The following is a 19,947-nucleotide window of genomic DNA, read 5'->3' on the forward strand; positions in this document are numbered from 1 at the left end:
CTATTACACCGAAGCCGTCTGGGGTGACGGCACGGCCGGGGCGGCACGGGTGCGCTCGGTGGGCTGGCGGTGCCACTGGACGCGCCAGCCCGGGCGCAGCACGGTGACCAGGTAGGCCGCGCTGCAGCACCACAGGGACGCGGTGAGCCCGGCGGCCGACAGCAGGGCGGCGCCGGCCAGTCCGCCGAACGGGATGCCGGACCAGGCCCACGCCGTGATCAGGGTGTTCACCCGGCCGTGCAGCATGACCGGGACACGTTCGTACGTCAGCGCGGTGATGATCGGGTTGACCAGCCCGGAGCCGAGGCCGGCGACGGCGAAAACGGCCAGCACCACCGGCGCCGGTGCGCCGCAGGCCAGGACGACCAGGCGGGAGACTCCGCTGATGGTGAAGCCGAGCAGGTAGGTGTAGCGGCGCGGGAGCCGGTTGCCGATCCACGCGGCGATCAGGGCGGTGCCGACCGACGCGGTCGCGAACGCGCTGATGGCCAGCCCGACCAGTTCGGCGCCCTGGCCGTGGTCGCGGGCCCACACCGGCAGCAGCACGGTGAGGAACGCCTGGTCGAGGAAGTTGCTGGCGACGATCATCGCGACGATGGCGCGCAGCGACAGGTCGCCGTGCAGGAAGTCGGCGCCCTCGCGCAGCTGCTGGAGGTAGCCGCCGGAGGCGGACTGCCGGCGGCGGTGCGCGGTGATGGCCAGGCCGGTGAGGCTGGCCAGGGCGAACAGCGTCGCCGCCAGCCGCAGCGCGACGCTGACGCCCTGGGTGGCGATGATCAGGCCGGCCAGGGCCGGACCGGCGGCGGTGGAGGCGCGTTCGACGGCGGTGCTGATGCCGGTGCCGCGTTCGAGCGGCTGGCCGGCCGCCCGGGTCGCGGCCGGCACCAGCACGGACTTGGCCGCGGTGGCCGGCCCGTCGGCGGCGCCGACGATCACGGCGATCACCGCGATCAGCCATAACGGCGGGGTGCCGGACAGGGCGAGAACCGCGATCGCGGTCGCCGACGCGAAGTCGCCGATGGCGCTGACGTGCCGGGCGCTGACCCGATCGAGCAGCGGACCGCTCAGCGCCTGCACGATCACGAACGGCACGACCTGGCAGGACGCGATCAGGCCGGTCTGGGTCGGGCTGCCGGTCGAGGTGAGGACGAGCCAGGGCAGGGTGACCAACAGGATGCGGTTGGCGGTGAGGGCGCTTCCCTGGGCGAGAAGCAGACCGGTCAGCGGCCCGAACATCCGGGCAGGGGACATCGCGGTCACCGAACCTCCTCGAGCGTGCACGGGGGCGTTGTTCGAGGATTCGCCGTAACGCCGCGTCACTCAACCGTGGTTAGACAGGTTGACCCATTTCACTCGAACGGGTGGTACCCAGCCGCCATTTGACCCACCCGATCACTACGGCCCGGACTCAACTGACTACTTTCCGTCATATTTTGCGATCTTGGGCCGGTTGCCGATCCGGTGCCGGATCGTCGCCAAAAGTTGCACCTCAGTCGATGGGTCCCCCCGGCCGATGCGTTCATCGTGGCCGAGACGAGCGGCCGACGGAACGAGGAGGCGACTGTGAGCACGATCGATTCGCGGCATGCGGTGTCGTGGTGGGCAGAGTTCGAGCAGAACTGCGAGCGGTTCGACGCCGCTTCGGTGGCCGAGGCTCTCAGCGACGCCATCATCCCGGGCATCCCTTCGCTGCTCCTGCGCCGCGAGGCCCAGAACGCCGCCGACACCGTGCTGCGCCACCTGAACCGGCCGGACAGCGCGGAGCTCGCCGAGCGGGCCACGATGGCGACCGTCCGGCTCGCCGCCACCGTCGCGCGCCTCGACGAGCGATCGCTGGACGACAACGCGGAGACCGCCGCGGCACACGCGCTGTGCCACGTGCTGCAGGGCAGGTGGGCGGTCGCCGCGGCTGCGGTCGAGCCGACGATCGGCACGACGCCGCTGCTCAAGGCATTCGTGTCGGCGCTGCACCTGGAGAACTACGGCAGCGAGCTGACCCTGCGGCTGCTCGCCGCCGGCAGCTCCCCCGGCCCGGCGGTGCGGTCGAGCGCCGCGCTCGGCCGGTACAGCTGGTGGCCGTCCTGGCTGCGCGACATCGTCACCGAGCGGGTGCTGGCCGGCACCCTGGACACCGAGATCATCGCCGCGCTCAAGCAGTGCGCGTTCGCCGGTCTCACCCCGACCCAGGCGCGCATGGCGAAGCGGCTGCTCAACGCCGAGCCGCACCTGGTGGAGACGACTGCGACCCGCCTCGAGTCGCTGGGCGAGCACCCGGCGGCCGCGCTGCTGCGGCGCGGCGACGTGGCCACCGTCGCGTTCGCCGCCCGGCTCATCCCGGTCTAGGGGCCGGGACGCGGACGAGGTGATGGCCCGGCGAGGGCCATCACCAGCGGCAGGAACACCTCGTCGAGAATCTCGGCGAAGAACTTCTCGAGGTCGACCTCGCCGAGCGTCGACCACTGCCCGACGCCGCGCAGGCCCTCGTAACGGAGCAGGACGAGCGGCAGGTTGGCCACCCGCTCGGGCAGGCCGGCGTGGCTGATCTCGCCGCGGGCGGCCGCGTTACGCAGGATCTCGGTGACGAAGCCGGGCGTCGTCGAGAAGAACTCGCCGCCCCAGGCCGGCATCTCGGCCAGCAGCCCGTGCAGCAGCTCCGGCGTGTAGTGCTGGGCCCGGGCGGTCATCTGGCGCATCACCGCCAGGTAGTCCTCGCGCAGCGAGCCGGTGTCCGGGGCGACCCCGACCAGCGGGCCGAGAGCGTGCCGGATCGCGGCGACGGCCAGTTCCGACCGGTTGGGCCAGCGGCGGTAGAGCACCTGCTTGCCGGTCTTCGCGCGGGCCGCCACGCCCTCGACGGTCAGCCGGTTGTAGCCGTTCTCCAGGATCTCGGCCCAGGCCGCCTCCAGGATCGTGGCCTCCAGCTCCTCGCCGCGCCGCCTGGTTGGCACATCACACCTCCGGGAGAGACGTTGCGTCTCTTAAGCGGAGAGCCTAACATCCTCATTTAGAGACGCACCGTCTCTTACGGGAGGATGCAATGACCACCACCAAGACCCGCGAGCCGAGCCTCCTGGTGCTCGCGCTCGTGATCGTCATCGGCCTGATCGCCCCGCTGCTGGACACCACGATCGTCAACGTGGCGATCCCCTCGCTGCGGCAGGACCTGCACACCACGGTTTCCACGATCCAGTGGGTCAGTACGGCGTACTTGCTGGCCATGGCGATGTCCATCCCGGTGACCGGGTGGGCGACCAAGCGTTTCGGCGCCCGTACCGTATGGATCTTCGCCCTTTGGCTCTTCCTGGCCGGCTCGATGCTGGCCGGCCTGGCCTGGAACATCGGGTCGCTGATCGGCTTCCGGGCGCTGCAGGGCGTCGCGGCCGGCCTGCTCATCCCGATCATGCAAACCCTGCTGTTCGGCGCGGCCGGCGGCAAGGCGGCCAGCGGCAACACGGTGGCCCTGGTCAGCCTGCCCGCCCTGCTCGGCCCGGTGCTCGGCCCGGTCATCGGCGGCCTGATCATCAACCACCTGGACTGGCGCTGGATCTTCTACGTCAACCCGGTGATCTGCCTCGCCGCCATCCTGCTGGCCATCCGCTACCTGCCGCGCGACACCGGCGACCGCACCCACCCGCTCGACTGGACCGGGCTGCTCCTGCTCTCCCCCGGACTCGCCGCCCTGGTGTACGGCCTCAGCGAGATCGGCGACCGCGGCGGATTCGGCCACCCGGCCGTGCTGATCCCGATGCTCGGCGGTGCCGCGCTGATCGTCGTGTTCGTCTTCCAGGCGCTGCGTGCCGCCGAGCCGCTGGTCGACCTGCGGCTGTTCCGCAGCCGGTCGTTCACCGCCGCGAGCGTGCTGATGTTCCTCTCCGGGCTGGCGTCGTTCGGCGCGTTGCTGCTGCTGCCGCTCTACTACCAGCAGTTGCGCGGCGAGAGCGTGGTCACGGCCGGTCTGCTGATGGTGCCGCAGGGCCTCGGTATCGCGCTCTCCCGGCTGGTCGGCGGCGTCCTCGATCGCTGGGGCGGGCGCGTGGTCGTACTCGTCTCGGTCATTCTGTTGATCGTCGGCACCCTGCCGTTCGCCTTCGCCGGTCTGCACACCAGCGTGACCGTGCTGGCGATCGCGCTGGTCATCCGGGGCGCCGGCCTCGGCATGATCCTGATGGCGGTGATGCTCGGCGCCTACGAGGGCCTGACGCCGGCCGAGATCCCGCACGCCAGCACCACCACCCGGATCATGCAGCAGGTGGGCGGCTCGTTCGGCACCGCCATCCTCGCGGTGGTCCTCCAGCGTGGCCTGACCAGCCACGCCGCCGAGCCGGCCACCGCCTTCGACCACGCGTTCCTCTGGGCCGTGATCCTCACCATGCCGGCCCTGGTCGCCGCGTTCTTCGTCCCCGGCCGCCGCCCGGCCTCCGCCGAAGCCGAAGCCGACGCCGCCGGGGCGGAAAAGGCAGATGCCATCGCCGGATAACTGGAGATTCCGGTAGAAGCGCTGCGTACCGCCGCTGATGTCCGGAACAGATCAGGCCCGGGCGCCGCCGTCGACGCGCAGCACGACGCCGGTCACGAACGACGCGCGGTCGCTCAGCAACCACGCGGCGGCCTGTGCGATCTCCTCCGGCCCGGCCTGCCGGCCGAGCGGCGTCTGCGCCACCAGGCGTTCCACCAGGCCGGGCGAATCAGATTCCCAGGCATCGATCATTTCCGTACGCGTATTGCCCGGCGCGATCGCGTTGACCCGGAGGCCGCGCGGCCCGTACGTGATCGCGGCCGACTCGGTGAGGCTGTTGACCGCGATCACCACGACACCGACTACGACCGGAGAGATCCGCAACCCCGCGCCAGACGGGAAGCACCCAGCACCAACTGGCCGGCGGCGACAGCCACCAGGACCAGGCCGGCGATCGCGCCGGCAACCTCGGCGACCATGGCGCGCTCCCTGCGGACAGCGTCATACCAACCGCCGACCAGGCTTCACGGCACACCGTGGCTCACCGTGGCGATCGGCCGCCAGTCGCATCCACCTCATCGAGATATGCGGTCAGACGCGGAAGGACGCTACCAACCCGCTGAGCTCGGTGGACATCCGAGCCATCTCCGCGGTTGCCTGCTGAGTCTCACCGACGCCTTGGCTGGTCAGTCTGGCCGCCTCGGTGACGCTGCGGTTCATCTCCGCAGTCGTGGCGGTCTGCTCCTCCACCGCCGACGCGATCGTCGTCTGGAAGTCGCTGATCCGGGCGATGACCGTGGAGATTCCTTCGATCGCGGTGACCGCACCGGACGTGTCGGCCTGAATCGCCTCGACGCGGCGGGAGATGTCCTCGGTCGCCCGGGCAGTCTCCTGGGCCAGGTCCTTGACCTCGGAGGCGACCACGGCGAATCCTTTGCTCATCTCGCCGGCGCGGGCCGCCTCGATGGTGGCGTTGAGGGCGAGCAGGTTGGTCTGTTCGGCGATCTGGGTGATCACCTTGATCACGTTGCCGATCTCCGCGGAAGACTCGCCGAGCTTGGCCATAGTCGCCGACGTGGATCTTGATGTAGGTCTGCCAGGTCGCCTGCAAACCGTCGATCGTCGCCGGATCTCCACTCGGCAAGCTGCTGCGGTATGCGGCCAGAGCGACGTCGAAGGCCTGCAGATCCGCGGTGATTCCATTGGTGAACTTCGTTACCGAGGCGGAGTCCGGGGAAAGCGCCTGATTTGCGAGATCCACCTGGGCCTGCGCCACGGCCGCCTTGACCTGACCGACCGCCTTGATACTGGCCACATTCGTGCGGTAGATCAGCTGAGCGGAGTTACTGGCGTGACTCAAGGAAACCAGGCCGGTGGCACCGACCACCGAGGCGACGAGGGCCGCAACGCTCACGGCAGCCACGACCTTGACGCTGACACTGAAGATCGAGAACTGCCAACTCGCGGTCCATCTCTCGTATGCGACGCCGCTCGGGCATACCCTGCTCGACGTTGCGCTCTACCTGCCGAAATCCTGGTCCGAGGACCCGGCACGACGTGCTGAAGCGGGCGTGCCCGACACCATCGCCTTCGCCACGAAACCGCAGCTGGCACGCCGACTGATCGAAACCGCGGTGGCCGGTGGGCTGCCATGTCGATGGGTCGCCGCAGATGAGGCTTACGGCGGTGACCCGCAACTGGCGGCCGCACTACGCGGGAACGGGCTCGGCTATGTCCTCGCGGTCGCCTGTTCACATCGGGTCCCGACCGGGCTCGGCATCGCACGGGCCGATCAGATCGCCGCCGGTTTGCCTCGCGTGGCCTGGCAACGACTGTCGGCCGGCACCGGCGCGAAGGGTTTCCGTTACTACGACTGGGCATTCATCAGCTTGCCTCTGGCCGCAGACCTGCACGGCGGGCATCACTGGCTGCTGATCCGCCGCCATCGCATCACCGGTGAGCTGGCGTTCTACCGCTGTTGGAGCCCCGAACTTGTTGCGTTGCACCACCTGGTCGCTGTTGCCGGTCGCCGTTGGAGCATCGAGGAATCGTTTCAGGCCACCAAGACCGGCCTCGGCCTGGACCAGCACCAGCACCGCCGGTGGCGGGCATGGCACCGCTGGACCACCTTGGTCATCGCCGCCCACGCGTTCCTCGCCGCTGCGACCACAGTCAGCACCGGGCGCCCAGACGGGCTGATCGCGATCAGCGTCAACGAACTACGCCGCCTGTCTAACGACCCGGTCCGGCGCGTCGCCGACGTCATCGCCTGGTCTATTTACCGGCGACACCACCAAGATCAGGCCAAGGCCAGCCATTACGCCCGGCAGGGCCTCAGCGAGCCCTAAAGATCTCCTGCTGGAGTACTAGCCTACAGGCAATCCGGCGGCAAGGCGGCACCTGTCGAGTCCGGCCCGGCCTTTCCGCCGGCCGCTGTGAACGCACATTTCAACAAGCTCAGCGAACTATCAGTCGTCCGCGTCGGCCTCACTGACGGCGAGCTGGTTGCTGACGTCGACGACGCCCTCGACGGTCCACGCCCGGCTGCTCGCCGCCGCCCGCGACTCCGCCGAAGCCAGCTCTCCGAGAAGGATGACCACGCCGTTCTGGACCAGAATCTCCAGGCGGCGGCCGTAGATGAGCGGGTCGAATGCCAATGCCTGCGCCGTCCGTCCGGCGAGCCACTCGTCGGCGCTCCCGCGCGCCACCCCATCGCCTTCATCCATCCACTCGACGACGGACTCGTACTCGTCGTCCTGACCGGGATCGGCAGGCAGCCGCCCGTCGGCGGCGTCGTCCCCGTCGGGCGACAGCCAGTCCGGGAACCTCATGATCAGCTCCTTCGCGAGGGAGGCCAGAACATCATCGGGCAAGACTCGGCGAGCATTGTGGCAACCGCCCGGCGAGAACATGACGATTCCATGACAGGCGCCGTCAGCATCGCCGTCCAGGTCGGCCATGGCCGACGGCACATCCGTGGGGCTGACGCCCGGTCGGCCACCTTGTGCGCCGTGAAGTCGTCGCGCACGGAAATCTCGTCCGCGGGCTCGACCTGCACCAGCAGGGAAGGGTGCATTGCTACACGTAGTCAGCCGTCTAACGGAGACAGCGCATCCTGAGGTCCGGCCGGGTTCGCCTCGTCGGTCAGTTGCGCCCACCGGCGCCGCCATTCGGCGTCGGACGCCTCGCCGGCCGCTTCGACCAGTGCGTTGAGCATCGCGGCGAACGCCAGCGGGCGTGTCAGCGACAGGTCACCGACCAGAGCAGCGATCATGTCGCGGCGCCGGCTCATGACCCCGCCCACGAGATCACGGCCGGCCGGGGTCAACGTGACCCATGCGGCGCGCCGATCGTCCGCGCGTTCCTGCCGCGCCGCCAGCCCTTTGCGGACCAGCCGGTTGCACATGCGGGTGGCCGTCGAGGAGGTGACGCCGAGTTCGTCGGCGAGGTCCACGATGCGCTGCGGCCCGCGGGAGACCAGCACGACCAGAGTGCGGAACTGCGGCAGCGTCACGTCCTCGTCGAGATCCGCCAGCGACCGGGCGGCCAGGCCGACGAAGACCCGGCTCAACGCCAGCAAACCGCCGACCACCTCGTTCTCGTCCACCGTGAGCGTCGTCTGCGTAATCACGCGCCCACTGTGACATGGCCGTTGGCGATCATCGTCATGGAACTGTCATGCGACCGCGGTCCGATTGCCACGACCACGGCCGAGCATGCGAGACGCACCACAGCCCTCCCCTCTGCCGCCCGCCCGGGCGGGCGCGCCGGTCTCAGGAGCGGGGGCGGCGCAAGCGGATGACGGTGACTGCCGCGACGCCCAGCGCCGCGATCAGCAACATCCACAGCACAAGCGGGCTGACCGGCGGCGTCAAGCTGGCGTTCGCCGTGGCAATACCCATCGCGGAAAGGTCCTCGGCGGGCGGCATCGCGGCCGGGGGCAGCCGCTCGTATTGCACCAGACCGGTGCTCTCCAGCATCTTCATGTGGTTCATCACGAACGTGTTGGCCTGGTCGGCCAGTTCACGCACGACCGGGTTACGGGTGCCGGATCGCACCGCCCCGATGATCGGGAAGATCTTGCCGTGCGCGGCCCGCAGTCGCGTGACGAACGTCTGGTCGAACTGCCCGCCCTTGGCGTTCTGCATCTCGTTGAGCCAGCCCTGCTGCTGGGCGGTCGGGGTGGACGGGATGGTGGCGCCCAGCTTGTTGGCCGCGGCCACGACCAACTCGTCAAGCTGCACGTGCTGGTCGGCGATCATCTGACCGACCTGCCGCACCTTCGCCGTGCTGCCCTTCTGCGCGGCCATCTGCCCGGCTGGCATCTCCCACAGCCCGGCCGTGCGCACCCCGTTGAGCAGGGTCATATCGGCCGCGTTCAGCTGGGTCGGCACACCGCCCTCGGCTCGGGCCGGTGCCGGCAGCAGGGCAAGGCCGGCAATCACGACGGCGGCGGCGATGCCGCCGCGACGGCACACTGCGGGCGTACGGAACATGGCAACCTCCGGGAAACGCGGCACCGACGTCGATGAGTACGGCGCAGTCCACAGAAAGGTTCACTAGTGCACGTAATTTTGGATTAACGACTGGTGCTCTTCGACGATCCGCGGCCACGCCGAGGTCCCGTCAGCCGCCGGCGGACCCTTCCGTTCCCAGAATCCCGCGATGCCCGTCGATACCGCTGCGGCTCGTCACGACGGCGACACCCTCATGCTGCGTGACCCGGATCAGGTCGAGACTGCTGGCCCGGCGACGCCCGATCGCGGAGCGGGGAGCAGTTCGGCACCCGACTAGCAACACCTTTACCCTGCGCCGATCCCTGCCCTTGGCAGGTCAAGAAACCGAATGGGAGGCCAATCCGAAACAACCCGTCCCGAGAGGCCTCCGACATCTCCATGAACAGCACCCGTGTCCGCGCCTCCGTTCTGGCCTCCGCACTCGCGCTAAGCATGGCGTTGCCGATGTCCTCGGCTCCCGCCCAGGCCGCCGCCACCGCACCGACGATGGCAAGCCGGCTGACCGCCACCCCGATCGCGAAATCGATCAACTACTACCCGTCGGACGCCGGATGGTCGACGATGTGGACCGAGTTCAACACCACCCGCATCGACGCCGACCTGGCCAGGGCCGCCGACCTGGGCGCGAACAACGTGCGGGTCATCGTCTTCCCGCAGACCTTCGGCTACCCCCAGCCGAAGAGCACCTACACCGAACGGCTGCGCACGTTCATCACCATGGCCGATACGCACCGCCTCACCGTCAAACTCACCCTCTTCGACTGGTGGGACGGCTACAGCGACACCGCCGGCAGCATCAGCTGGGCCAAGACCATCCTCGCGCCGTACGCCAACGACAGCCGCGTCATCGCCGTCGGCATCAAGAACGAATTCCAGCCTGACGACGACGCCGCCGTCACCTGGGTCCGCAAGGTCATCCCCGCGATCCGATCCGTCGTTCCCGCCATGCCTCTCACCCTGTCGGTCGACGGGCAGACCAGCTCGGCCGGCATCGCGAAGATCAAGAGCAAGCTGACAAGCACCCCCTTGGACTACTACGACCTGCACTTCTACGGCGCCTCGGAAGCCGCCCTGGCCGAGATCCGCAAGGCCCAGGCCGCCGCCGCACCCGCCCCGGTGGTCATCGGTGAGACCGGTCTGAGCAGCGCTACCAACAACGAAGGCGAACAGGCTGCCTACCTGGCGCGGGTTTTCCGGGCCGCCAAGGAGGCCGGTGTAGCCTCGGTCGCGCCGTGGACTCTCAACGACTTCGCCGACGACGCCATCCCCGGTCACTCGGCGGTCGCCGCCAACCCCGCCCAGTACCGTTACGGCCTCTACCGGGTCGACGGCACCGCAAAACCGGCCGCCTCCGTCGTCCGCACCGCCTGGACCACCGGAGCAACACCCAACAGCGTGCTGAACCTCGGCTTCGAAGCCGCCGCGACCAACTCGCCATGGCGGCAGAACCTGCCCCAAGCCGGCGCCGCCGTAATCACCACCGGCCTGGCGCGCACCGGCAAATACTCGGCCCGATTCACCCGCACCAGCCGCACCAGCGCCGGCCTGCCGTCACTGCGCACCTCCCCCATCACCCCCGTGCAACCGGGCTACCGGTGGCGAGCCGAGGCATACGCCCGCGGCATCAATGCCACCGGCACCACCGAGATCGCCCTGAGCTGGTTCGACACCAACGGCAAATGGATCAGCCAGAGCACCTCCAACCGACTTCCCAACGGGAACACCAGCTGGACCAAACTCGTCGTGGAAACCGTCGCCCCGGCCCGAGCCGCCAGCGTCCAACTGCACCTCAAATCCGGCGACAACACCGGCACGGTCTACTTCGACGACGTAGCCGTCTCCTGACAACGGCGACCGGCACAGAACTCACAGGTCCATGACATTCTCCGCACGATCCGGCGACGCCGCCCGGGCGGACCGTTAGTCGCGCCGTCACCGTCGCAGAATCGTCATCGCTCCGCGGATGCCATGTCACACCACATTGCCAACCTCGGGGCGAGGCCGCTGCGGCACGAACTTCGGAGGTGAGACATGCGGTTACTGGCCGGCCGATATCGGCTGGAAGAGCCGGTGGAACGTGGTGGCACCGCAGTGGTGTACCGCGGTTTCGACCGTGCCCTCCAACGAGAGGTGGCCATCAAGATCCGGTCCACAGCTTCAGGCATCGAATGCTCGACTTCGGGCTGGCCGCCGAGGCCGGCCAGGGATCCACCGACGCCGACGGAACGATCTGCGGTACTCCGCTCTACCTCGCGCCCGAACAACTGCGCGGGGAGCGGTCCTTCCCACCTGCGGATATTTTCGGGCTCGGCCTGCTGCTGCACGAGTGCCTGACCGGGACACCGGCGTGGACCGGGACCACGTCGGAAGCGGTACTGGCGGCCCGCCACCTGAAGCCGGTCCGGTCGCTGCCCGGCCGGCTCGGCCTTCCCGCGGACCTGCTTCGCCTCTACGAGCGCTGCGTGGCACCGCGCCCCGCAAAAAGGCCATCCGCCCGCACAGCGGCGGCCACGCTACGCCGGAACACTTCCCTGCCCATCGCCAGCCGTACGGCACATGCGGCAGTCGGCAATCCGCGGGTTGCCCGGAGCCCGGCCTTGATCCTGGCCGCCGCCGGGTTCGCAGCCGTCGCGCTGGTGATCGGCTTCCTGCTGCTCACCTCCTTCCTCAGCGACGCGAACCCGGTGTCGGCGCAGCCGGTCACCCCGCACATGGCCGAGCAAACCGCCTGACGGGACTCGACGCCGAGCTGCGGGAAAGATACCGCGGCACGTAAGCACCTCCGGCTCAGCCGATGTCACGTCGGCGCAGCCCGGCATATCCAGTGATCATGACGGTGACGGCGACCAGTCCGATGACCACCAGTGGTGTGCCGGCGAGATCGTCGGCAGGCACCTGCGGCGTGTGGGCGAACGGTGAGGCCCGCCACGCCCAGCCGGGCAGGTCGAACGAGTCGGCGAACAGGGTGATGACCGCACAGTAGGCGACCACGATCCAGGCCAGCGCTGCGCAAGCCCGCGGCAGCCAGCCGAGTGCCAGCACCGCGACCGCGACGATCAGCCAGACCGCCGGGAGGTAGGTGAGCGCCACACCGATCAGGCGCGGCACCTGACTCGGGTCGGCGACGGTCAGCCCGTACGCGACGCCTTCGCCCAGCCCGTAACTGATCAGTACCAGGGCGCTGCCGGCCAGGGCGACGCTCAGGTTCCCGGCCAGCCAGGTCAGCCGGCTGGTGGCGGTGGCCAGCACCGGTTCCGCCCGGCCGGATGTCTCCTCGGCCCGGGCCCGCAGGACACTGGCGACGCCGTACGAGGCCACGATCACCGCCGACACCCCGACGGTCAACGCCAGATACGCATCGAGAACGTCGGCGGCCCCGCCGGGAAGGAAGTCTGCGATCTGCGGATTTTCCCGGACGTACTGCTCGATGCTGTCGCCGATCGACCCGTACGCGACACCGAGCAGCGCCAGCCCGGACGCCCAGCCGATCAACGCGCTCCGTTGCAGGCGCCAGGCAAGCGCGTACACATTGCGCAGCGATCGCGAAGCGGCCGCGCGGCCGAGCCGCGGCGGCACCAGCCCGGCGCCGAGGTCACGGCGGCCCATCACGGCCACCGCCGAGCCGATCAGCAACGCGGACACCCCGAGCGAAAGGATCAACGGCCACCACCGATCACCGGCGTACGGGAAGGTACGCTGCCCCCAGCCGATCGGCGAGGCCCACGAGAGCGCACCGCTGCCGACATCACCGGCGGCGCGCAGCGCGAACGCAGCGCCGAGCAGGAGACCGACCGACCCGTACGCCGATCGGGTGTTCTCGAAGATCTGAACGGCCACCGCGGTCAACGCGGCGAAGGTCATCCCCACCGCTGCTACCGCCGCGCCGAACAGGGCGGATCCGCCGGCCGGCAGGCCGGTCCCGGCGGCCGTGCCGAAGACCAGCCCACCGACTGCCAGGTCCGCGAGGACGGCCAGCGTCAGCGCTGCCGCCAGCGGTGCGAACCGGCCCACCTGGGCCGAGCGGATCAGTTCGGCGCGGCCCGACTCCTCGTCCGCCCGGGTGTGCCGGCCCACCAGGAACATGTTCATCAACGCGACCACGATCGACACGAAGGCGAACATCTCGAAGACGATCTCGCCGCCGATCGAGTCGAGCAACTGGGTCGGTCCGCTCATCGCGATCACCGCCGTGTTGCCGCCGAGAGTCTCGCGCAGCCGTTGCAGCTTCTCCGGAGTGTCGTAGAGATTCTGGCTCTGTCCGGACTGGATCAGCACGAGCAGGGTCGCGCCGAGCAGCCACCAGGGCAGGCCGAACCGCTCGCGACGGAGCATGAATCGCAGCAGGAGCCGCGTGCCAGTCACGCGGTCACCCCGTAGTGGCGCAGGAAAAGCTCCTCCAGGGTCGGCGGGGTGCTGGTCAGGCTGCGAACGCCGAGCGGGACCAGATGACGCAGGATCTCGTCGAGGTTGATGGTGTCAACGTCGAACCGCGCGTGGTGGCCGGTCACGACCAGATCGTGCACGCCCGGCAGGACCTCGATGCCCGCCGGCGGCCGGTCGGTCTCCACCGCGATCGAGGTGCGGGTCAGGTGCCGCAATTCGCCGAGCGTGCCGGTCTCGACCGTGCGGCCGGCCCGGATGATGCTCACCCGATCGCACAAGGCTTCGACCTCGGCCAGGATGTGGCTGGACAGCAGCACGGTACGTCCCTGCCGTTTCACCGCCAGCACGCAACTCTGGAACACCGACTCCATCAGCGGGTCCAGACCGGACGTGGGCTCGTCCAGCAACAGCAGCTCGGCATCCGAGGCCAACGCGGCCACGAGGGCGACCTTCTGCCGGTTGCCCTTGGAATAGGTGCGTGCTTTCTTACGCGGATCCAGGTCGAAACGGTCGAGCAGCTCGTCCCGGCGGCGCCGGTCGAGGCCGCCCCGGAGCCGGCCGAGCAGGTCGATGACCTCGCCGCCGGTGATGCCCGGCCACAGCGTGACATCACCCGGGACGTACGCGAGCCTGGCGTGCAGGTCGGCCGCGTCGCGCCAGGGATCGCCGCCGAGCAGGCGCACGTCACCGGAATCGGCGCGCAGAATTCCGAGCAGTACCCGGATGGCCGTGGTTTTTCCGCTGCCGTTCGGCCCGAGGAAGCCGTGCACCTCCCCACGGGTCACGGTCAGGTCGAGCTCGTCTAGCGCTTTGACCGGTCCGAACGACTTGTTCAGGCCCTGGATCGAGATCGCGGTGTCGGTGGACATGGTCATGACAGCTCCATCCGCAATGCGATGAGCGGTGGAACCGGGCGGCGGGCGCGCGATTGACACGCGGCAGCCGGACGGCACGCGCCGAAGTGAGAGAGATGGATGCACGGGCGGGCAATCATGACGCCTCCACGGTCGACTCAATCGCCGACCAGGCTTCCCGGCACTCCGACCGGCATCGTACGCGGTTTCGTCCTTCGACCGTGCGCCGGGTACTCGCACTCAGCGGCCGGCCGGCGGTCCGCTCACGACATCCAACCGGTTACAGACGTCGTATACGCCGGGGACGGTCCAGGTGGCTTGGCTTGCGGCGACCCTGGCACGGGCCGATCCGACCTCGCCGAGCAGGATGACCACCCGGTTCTGGACGAGGATCTGCACGTAACGGCCATGGACACGAGGATCCCTCCGCAGCGCCACCGCGGTCCGGTCGGCGATCCACGAATTGGTGTCCGGTTCGACCAGGCGGCCGTCCTTGATGATCGTCACCGAGTCGCACAGGTCCTCGACCTCGCCGAGAAGGTGGCTGGAGAGCAGCACGGTGCGGCCGGCCGACACAGCGTCGCGCACGCAACGCTGGAACAGCTCCTCCATCAGCGGGTCGAGGCCGGAGGTCGGCTCGTCGAGCACGAGCAGGTCGGTGGGCGCGGCGAACGCGGCGACCAGCGCGACCTTCTGCCGGTTGCCCTTGGAATAGGTGCGCACCCGCCGGCGGGTGTCCAGCGCGAAGTCGGCGGCCAGGCGTTTCTCGGCGGCGGCGTCGCGCGATCCGCGCAGGCCGGCCAGGGCGTCGAGCACCTCCTGGCCGGTCAGGTTGCGCCAGAGGGTCACTTCGCCGGGAACGTACGAGATCCGCCTGGTCGCCTCGAGCGGGTCGAGCCCGAGAACCCGCACCCGGCCCGCGGTCGCGCGATAGAGCCCGAGCAGCACCCGGATGGTGGTGGACTTGCCGGCGCCGTTCGGGCCGAGGAAGCCGTGCACGGCGCCCGGCTCGACGCGCATGTCGAGGTGGTCCACGGCGGTGAAGGCGCCGAACCGTTTGACCAGGCCGTCGATCTCGATCATGAAGTTTTGCCCTTCTCGATGACGGTCAGCAGGGCGTCCGCGATGATCCGGCCGAGTTGTCGCCGGTGCGGCTCGGCAAGCCGGATATAGAGGTCGGCGGCGCGGCGGGCGACAGCGATGTCGATGTCCTTCAGCGCGGCGGGCAGTTCGGCGAGACGCGTGGCCGCGGTCGCGGCGATCCCTCGCATCTCGTCCTCGGTGAGGTTGTCGTCGCGTTCGCCCATCGCCTGGAACGCATCGAGGCTGCGGTCCAGCCCCGACTCGGCCAGACCCTGGTAGAACAGCGCCGCCTCGGCGGGCATGTCACCGCGGTAGAACGCCAGCTCCATGAAGTCGCGCTCGTCCCGGATCTCCCGGCGGGCCGCGCCGTCGGACTTCTCCTCGAGCCGGTCGTAGAACCGGGCGATGACCGGTGGCAGCGGCGAGAGCCGGCCGTCCTGCTCGACCGCCGCGATCAGCGCGGTCATCCGGTCACGCTGCGCCTGGAGCTCGGCGAGGTGTTCGTCGAGCGCCACCACGGTCGCTTTGAGATCGACGAGCGCGGAGCCCGGGCCGGAGGCCAGCATGGCCGCGATGGCGGCGAGCGGCACCCCGGCCTGGGCGAGCCACCGCACCCGCACCAGGCGGGCCAGATGCGACATGTCGTAGTCGCGCGCCCCGTCCCGCGTCGGCGGCACGGGCAGCAGGCCCACCTGGTGGTAGTAGCGGACGGTTCGCACGGTCGAGCCGGCGAGGTCGGACAACTCCTTTATCCGCACCGGGCCAGTCTCGACTGTGCCGTTACGTCACTGTCAAATGAGCTCCGGGCGCTGCCACTTCTCGCCGCGTACGTGGTGGTCGAGGAACGCGAGCACCGTGGCGTACCAAATCTTGGCGTTTCCGGGTTTGAGGATCCAGTGGTTCTCGTCCGGGTAGTAGAGGAACTTGTGCGGGCTCGACCCGTCCTCCGCGGTGGACCGGGACAGCAGGTCCCACCACAGCCGCAGGCCCTCGCCGATCGGCACGCGGTAGTCCTTGTCGCCGTGGATGACCAGCATCGGCGTGGTGATCGCGTCGGCGAACCGGTGCGGCGAGTTGGCCTCGCGGCGGTCGGCGTCCAGTTCGCGTGCCCAGTAGAAGGCCGCGTCGGTCGTCGCCCACATCTGGTCCATCGCCCACACCGACGCGTGCGTGACGATCGCGTCGAACCGGTCGGTGTGCCCGGCGACCCAGTTCGCCATGTATCCGCCGAACGAGCCGCCCATCGCCGCCGTGCGTGAGGCGTCGATGTCGGGGCGCTGCTCGGCGGCGTCGGTGAGCGCCATCAGGTCGGTGAACGGCGCGTCGCCCCACGCTCCCCAGCCGCGCTTGATGAAGTCGTAGCCGTACCCGGTGGAGAGGGCCGGGTCGGGCATCAGCACCGCATAGCCCTGCGCCGTCAGGATCCACGGGTTCCAGCGCCAGTGCCACATGTTCCACGAGCCGAGCGGGCCACCGTGGATGAACACCACGAGGGGCGCCGGCGCGTCGGCCGCGGCTTCGCCCGGCAGCGCCAGCCAGGAACGGAGCGGGCTTCCGTCAGCGGCGGTCGCGGTGACTTCCACCAGCTTTCCCGGCAGGTGTACGGCGTCAGCCGGGCCCCGCAGGTGCTCCACCGCGGCGCCGCCGTCCGGCGCGACCCGCACCGGCGCCGGTGGGCTGTCGACGGTGCTGCGCAGCGCATAGACCCAGCGCCCGTCCGGCGCGACCCGGATGTCGCTGTACGCGCCGTCGTCGGTGGTCAGCCGGGTGACCTCGCCGGTGCCGGCGTCCACCCGCCACAGCGGCGCCCGCCCGTTGTCGTCGGCCACCACGATCAGCGCGGCGCCGTCCGGCGTCCACCGGGCGCCCGCCGGCCAGCGGTCCCAGCTCTCGGTGAGGGCGACGGCCGGACCGCCGTCGAGTGGAACCACGGCCAGCCAGACGTGGCCGGGGTCGTCGAGCGAGGACCGCCGGTGGACGACGAACGCCACCCGGGCCCCGTCCGGCGAGATCCGCGGCGACCCGTAGTCGTGGGCGGGGTCGTCGGCGAGCACCCGGCGCTCCCCGGAGGCGACGTCGATCGCGACCAGGATGGGCCGCTCCGACCCGCCGCGCTCGGCGACCATCCAGCTCGCGACGACGGTGCGGCCGTCCGGCGCGACGTCCCAGTCGCCCTCGCTGTCGAGCGCCCGCCCGGCGTGCCCGGTGAGATCGTGCAGCTCGAGCTGGGCGTCGTCGCCGGCCGCGAGGGCGCCGGCCAGCAGGCGCGGCCGGTCCGGGCCGAGGTCGTGGTCCCAGTGCCGGACCGGGTATCCCTCGTGCAGGATCGCCGAGACGCCCGCCTCCTTGCGCTGCTTGCGGGCCTCCTTGTCGGCCGTCGCGTCGGCGGACCAGGGCAGCAGTGACGAGCCGGCCACGACCGTGCCGCTCGCGCTGACCGCCACCCCGTGCACTCCGCCGGGCAGCCGCGCGATCACCCGCGCGTCGCCGCCGCCGGCCGGTTGCAGCCACAGCGCCGGCGCCTTGTCGTCGTCGTCCGGCTCCGGGGCCGGCCGGGCCGAGGTGAACAACAGATCGCCGGCGGGCGTGAACGCGGCCGCCGCCTCCCCCTTGACGCTGCGGGTCAGCCGCCGCGCCGGCCGCTCACCGGCCGGATCGACCTCCCACAACGCGGTCGCATAGCGGGAGTTGTCCTTGTCCGGGGTGCCGACGCCGACGACGAGCCGCCCCCCGTCCGGCGAAAGCCACAGCCCGGCGAGCCGGGGCAGGCGAACGTACGCGTCCAGGTCGAGGAAGGGATCGCCACTCATCGGACTTTTCTATCACCGGGCCGCCTTCCCCGTTGCCCCCGAGGCCCACCGGACCTACCGCTGCACGACGCCGGGATCATCGGTGGTCAGGTCGGCGCGGGCGAAACGCCGGCCGAAACTAGCGGGCGATCAGCACCGGGCAGTCGGAGCGGCGCAGCAGGCGGGTGCCGACCGCGCCGAGCAACACGCCCTGATAGCCGTGCCGGCGCGGGCCGACGACCGCGAGCCGGGCCTGCCGGCAGCTGTCGACCATCACCTTGTCGGGGCGGCCGTCGACATATTCGTGCTGGGCCGGCACCGACCGGAACTTCGCTTGCCATTGCTCGAGCCGAGTGTCCGGCGACGCCGGGCCGGCCGTCACCGCCACCACCGGGGCGCCGCGCAGGGCTGCCTCCTCGAAGGCGCGGCCGATGATCGCGTCGGCGGCCGGATCGTCGTCGACGCCGACCACCACCGGTCCGTCAGCGCGGTCGGTCGTGCCCCGCACCACCACGACCGAGCAGCGCGCCTGGGTGGCCACCTGAGCCGCGACCGAGTCGGTGGGCGCGCCGAACATCCGGCCGCCGCCGTGATCGCCGACCACGAGCAGGGCGGCCTCCTCGGCGGCGTGCAGGAGCGCCGGAACGGCGTACCCCGGCAATGCCACCCCGCGCACCTCGCAAGCCGGCGCGATCGCACGCGCCGCGGCCACCGCCTCATGCATGATTTTGGCGGTTTCCGCCTGGTTGGCAGCCTGGCTCGAAGCGATGACGCCCGAAGGGCGGCGCTGGTAGGCCACCACCACCCGCAACTCGCTGTCGCGCAGCCGAGCCTCCGCGGCGGCCCAGCGCACCGCCGCCAGAGATCCGGTTGAGCCACTGGCACCGACCACTATCCGTGTCTTGTCCATGGCGCGCCTCCGGATTCCAGAGTCGTCCTAGGTCTGGCGGATGGCAAGGCCACCTTCGCGCAGCTGGCGACGGGAGGTGATGGACAGCTTGGTGAAGACCTTGCGCAGGTGCCACTCGACCGTGCGCGGGCTGAGGAACAGCCGCGCGCCGATCTCCGGATTGGACAGACCGTCGCGTACCAGCAGGGCGATCTGCTCCTCCTGCGAGGTCAGGGCGGCGTCGGCCGCGGCCTCGGCGGTCCGCTTGCGCACGGTCTCGCCGGTGGCGAGAAGCTCCCGGCGGGCCCGCTCGGCGAAGGCCTCCATGCCGGCCGAGACGAACATTTTGTACGCCGTACGCAGCTGAGCCCGCGCGTCGAGCCGCCGCCGTTCCCGGCGCAACCATTCGCCGTACAGCAAATGGGCCCGGGCCAGTTCCGGGCGCAGGCCGAGCCGGTCGATCGCCTCGGCGTAGAGCCGGTCGGCGTCGTCGCTGACCAGGGCCCGGCAGCGGGCCCGGATGCCCGCCTCGGTCCCGGCGTCCATCCGGTCGATCGCGTCGCGCGCCAGCTCGTCGTCGCCGATCCGCGCCGCGGCCTCGGCCAGCTCGGGCAACGCCCACCGGACGATCAGCGGCTCGGCGATCCGCACCGCCGCCCCGGCTTCGGCGGCGGCCTGGTCGTAGCGGCCCAGCCCGTTGTAGAGGACGGCCGCACACCAGTGGGCGAGACCGCCCGCGTGCTCGGCCACCGCCCGGATCAGGACCGTGGCCTCCTCTTCCCGCCCGCGCAGCGCGGCGACGCAGGCCGCCCCGTTCAGCAGCGCCGACATGCCCGCGCCGGTGGCGAACGCGAGCTGGGCATGGAGAAGGTCGCGCTCGGCGGCGTGCAGATGGCCGCGCGCGGCCGCGAAGTCACTCTCGACCAGAGCCCACCGCACTGGGTCCTCCGCATCTCGGCCCACGGCGCTATCGTGG

The 19,947-nt window shown here is 70.3% G+C and carries 18 protein-coding genes and 2 pseudogenes; 5 read left to right on the plus strand and 15 right to left on the minus strand.

Annotated elements, in window-relative coordinates:
• Positions 1-3: 3 nt before the first annotated feature.
• On the minus strand, positions 4-1,251 hold the full coding sequence (locus tag AB0E90_RS01610; protein ID WP_360399411.1) for an MFS transporter: 1,248 nt from the start codon (positions 1,249-1,251) through the stop codon (positions 4-6).
• Positions 1,252-1,563: 312 nt separating this feature from the next.
• Here AB0E90_RS01610 and AB0E90_RS01615 point away from each other — a divergent pair, with 312 nt between their 5' ends.
• Complete coding sequence (locus tag AB0E90_RS01615; RefSeq protein ID WP_360397824.1) at positions 1,564-2,343, plus strand: hypothetical protein; 780 nt, start codon at positions 1,564-1,566, stop codon at positions 2,341-2,343.
• Here the strand turns inward: AB0E90_RS01615 and AB0E90_RS01620 are convergent.
• Positions 2,340-2,948, minus strand: a complete 609-nt coding sequence (locus AB0E90_RS01620; RefSeq protein ID WP_360397826.1) for a TetR/AcrR family transcriptional regulator — start codon at positions 2,946-2,948, stop codon at positions 2,340-2,342. The two genes, AB0E90_RS01615 and AB0E90_RS01620, sit on opposite strands and share 4 nt — an antisense overlap.
• An 89-nt stretch (positions 2,949-3,037) precedes the next feature.
• Between AB0E90_RS01620 and AB0E90_RS01625 the strand changes: the two genes are divergently transcribed.
• Positions 3,038-4,477, plus strand: a complete 1,440-nt coding sequence (locus AB0E90_RS01625) for an MDR family MFS transporter (protein ID WP_360397828.1) — start codon at positions 3,038-3,040, stop codon at positions 4,475-4,477.
• A 51-nt stretch (positions 4,478-4,528) separates the two neighbouring features.
• Here AB0E90_RS01625 and AB0E90_RS01630 read toward each other — a convergent pair whose 3' ends face one another.
• From AB0E90_RS01630 to AB0E90_RS01640, 3 genes and pseudogenes are all read right to left on the minus strand, one after another.
• Positions 4,529-4,810, minus strand: a complete 282-nt coding sequence (locus tag AB0E90_RS01630; protein WP_360397830.1) for an SDR family oxidoreductase — start codon at positions 4,808-4,810, stop codon at positions 4,529-4,531.
• Positions 4,811-5,047: 237 nt separating this feature from the next.
• Positions 5,048-5,521, minus strand: a complete 474-nt coding sequence (locus AB0E90_RS01635) for a methyl-accepting chemotaxis protein (RefSeq protein ID WP_360397832.1) — start codon at positions 5,519-5,521, stop codon at positions 5,048-5,050.
• Between the two features lie 76 nt (positions 5,522-5,597).
• A pseudogene (locus AB0E90_RS01640) lies at positions 5,598-5,879 on the minus strand (MCP four helix bundle domain-containing protein); the annotation flags it as partial.
• A 19-nt stretch (positions 5,880-5,898) separates the two neighbouring features.
• Here AB0E90_RS01640 and AB0E90_RS01645 point away from each other — a divergent pair.
• Positions 5,899-6,804, plus strand: a pseudogene (locus AB0E90_RS01645) (IS701 family transposase); the annotation flags it as partial.
• Between the two features lie 120 nt (positions 6,805-6,924).
• Here the strand turns inward: AB0E90_RS01645 and AB0E90_RS01650 are convergent.
• The 3 genes from AB0E90_RS01650 to AB0E90_RS01660 all read right to left on the minus strand — a co-directional run bounded on the left by AB0E90_RS01650 (position 6,925) and on the right by AB0E90_RS01660 (position 8,952).
• Positions 6,925-7,416 (minus strand): BON domain-containing protein, encoded by a 492-nt coding sequence (locus AB0E90_RS01650; protein WP_360397834.1) that lies wholly within the window; start codon positions 7,414-7,416, stop codon positions 6,925-6,927.
• A 128-nt stretch (positions 7,417-7,544) separates the two neighbouring features.
• Entirely contained in the window at positions 7,545-8,087 is a 543-nt protein-coding gene (locus tag AB0E90_RS01655; protein ID WP_360397836.1) for a MarR family transcriptional regulator, read from the minus strand.
• A gap of 142 nt (positions 8,088-8,229) precedes the next feature.
• A complete protein-coding gene (locus AB0E90_RS01660; protein ID WP_360397838.1) occupies positions 8,230-8,952 on the minus strand; it encodes a DUF4142 domain-containing protein in 723 nt (240 codons plus the stop codon).
• 465 nt (positions 8,953-9,417) lie between these two features.
• On the opposite strand from AB0E90_RS01660, the gene AB0E90_RS01665 reads away from it, so the two are divergent.
• Complete coding sequence (locus tag AB0E90_RS01665) at positions 9,418-10,818, plus strand: cellulase family glycosylhydrolase (RefSeq protein WP_360397840.1); 1,401 nt, start codon at positions 9,418-9,420, stop codon at positions 10,816-10,818.
• A 323-nt stretch (positions 10,819-11,141) separates the two neighbouring features.
• On the plus strand, positions 11,142-11,705 hold the full coding sequence (locus AB0E90_RS01670; RefSeq protein WP_360397842.1) for a protein kinase: 564 nt from the start codon (positions 11,142-11,144) through the stop codon (positions 11,703-11,705).
• A gap of 55 nt (positions 11,706-11,760) precedes the next feature.
• Here AB0E90_RS01670 and AB0E90_RS01675 read toward each other — a convergent pair whose 3' ends face one another.
• The 7 genes from AB0E90_RS01675 to AB0E90_RS01705 form a co-directional block, all read right to left on the minus strand.
• On the minus strand, positions 11,761-13,335 hold the full coding sequence (locus AB0E90_RS01675; RefSeq protein ID WP_360397844.1) for an ABC transporter permease: 1,575 nt from the start codon (positions 13,333-13,335) through the stop codon (positions 11,761-11,763).
• Positions 13,332-14,231 (minus strand): ABC transporter ATP-binding protein, encoded by a 900-nt coding sequence (locus AB0E90_RS01680; protein WP_360397846.1) that lies wholly within the window; start codon positions 14,229-14,231, stop codon positions 13,332-13,334. The genes AB0E90_RS01675 and AB0E90_RS01680 overlap by 4 nt, the downstream gene beginning before the upstream one ends.
• A gap of 219 nt (positions 14,232-14,450) precedes the next feature.
• The gene (locus tag AB0E90_RS01685; protein WP_360397848.1) at positions 14,451-15,293 is read right to left on the minus strand and encodes an ATP-binding cassette domain-containing protein; all 843 of its coding nucleotides are present in this window, start codon (positions 15,291-15,293) and stop codon (positions 14,451-14,453) included.
• Entirely contained in the window at positions 15,290-16,051 is a 762-nt protein-coding gene (locus tag AB0E90_RS01690; RefSeq protein WP_360397850.1) for a MerR family transcriptional regulator, read from the minus strand. The genes AB0E90_RS01685 and AB0E90_RS01690 overlap by 4 nt, the downstream gene beginning before the upstream one ends.
• 33 nt (positions 16,052-16,084) lie before the next feature.
• Positions 16,085-18,103 (minus strand): alpha/beta fold hydrolase, encoded by a 2,019-nt coding sequence (locus tag AB0E90_RS01695; RefSeq protein WP_360397852.1) that lies wholly within the window; start codon positions 18,101-18,103, stop codon positions 16,085-16,087.
• Between the two features lie 118 nt (positions 18,104-18,221).
• Positions 18,222-18,992: a universal stress protein gene (locus AB0E90_RS01700; protein ID WP_360397854.1), complete on the minus strand. Its 771-nt coding sequence runs from the start codon at positions 18,990-18,992 to the stop codon at positions 18,222-18,224.
• A 27-nt stretch (positions 18,993-19,019) separates the two neighbouring features.
• Positions 19,020-19,910 (minus strand): helix-turn-helix transcriptional regulator, encoded by an 891-nt coding sequence (locus tag AB0E90_RS01705; protein WP_360397858.1) that lies wholly within the window; start codon positions 19,908-19,910, stop codon positions 19,020-19,022.
• Positions 19,911-19,947 lie beyond the last annotated feature (37 nt).

The sequence above is a fragment of the Actinoplanes sp. NPDC026619 genome (assembly GCF_040638295.1).
Classification (GTDB): domain Bacteria; phylum Actinomycetota; class Actinomycetes; order Mycobacteriales; family Micromonosporaceae; genus Actinoplanes.

Excerpts from the sequence above, each read along its gene's own strand:
- AB0E90_RS01635 (WP_360397832.1), bottom strand. The coding sequence starts at position 5,521 with ATGGCCAAGCTCGGCGAGTCTTCCGCGGAGATCGGCAACGTGATCAAG.
- AB0E90_RS01670 (WP_360397842.1), top strand. The coding sequence starts at position 11,142 with ATGCTCGACTTCGGGCTGGCCGCCGAGGCCGGCCAGGGATCCACCGAC.
- AB0E90_RS01680 (WP_360397846.1), bottom strand. The coding sequence starts at position 14,231 with ATGACCATGTCCACCGACACCGCGATCTCGATCCAGGGCCTGAACAAG.
- AB0E90_RS01665 (WP_360397840.1), top strand. The coding sequence starts at position 9,418 with ATGTCCTCGGCTCCCGCCCAGGCCGCCGCCACCGCACCGACGATGGCA.
- AB0E90_RS01650 (WP_360397834.1), bottom strand. The coding sequence starts at position 7,416 with ATGGCCGACCTGGACGGCGATGCTGACGGCGCCTGTCATGGAATCGTC.
- AB0E90_RS01695 (WP_360397852.1), bottom strand. The coding sequence starts at position 18,103 with ATGAGTGGCGATCCCTTCCTCGACCTGGACGCGTACGTTCGCCTGCCC.
- AB0E90_RS01660 (WP_360397838.1), bottom strand. The coding sequence starts at position 8,952 with ATGTTCCGTACGCCCGCAGTGTGCCGTCGCGGCGGCATCGCCGCCGCC.
- AB0E90_RS01685 (WP_360397848.1), bottom strand. The coding sequence starts at position 15,293 with ATGATCGAGATCGACGGCCTGGTCAAACGGTTCGGCGCCTTCACCGCC.
- AB0E90_RS01610 (WP_360399411.1), bottom strand. The coding sequence starts at position 1,251 with ATGTCCCCTGCCCGGATGTTCGGGCCGCTGACCGGTCTGCTTCTCGCC.
- AB0E90_RS01700 (WP_360397854.1), bottom strand. The coding sequence starts at position 18,992 with ATGGACAAGACACGGATAGTGGTCGGTGCCAGTGGCTCAACCGGATCT.
- AB0E90_RS01625 (WP_360397828.1), top strand. The coding sequence starts at position 3,038 with ATGACCACCACCAAGACCCGCGAGCCGAGCCTCCTGGTGCTCGCGCTC.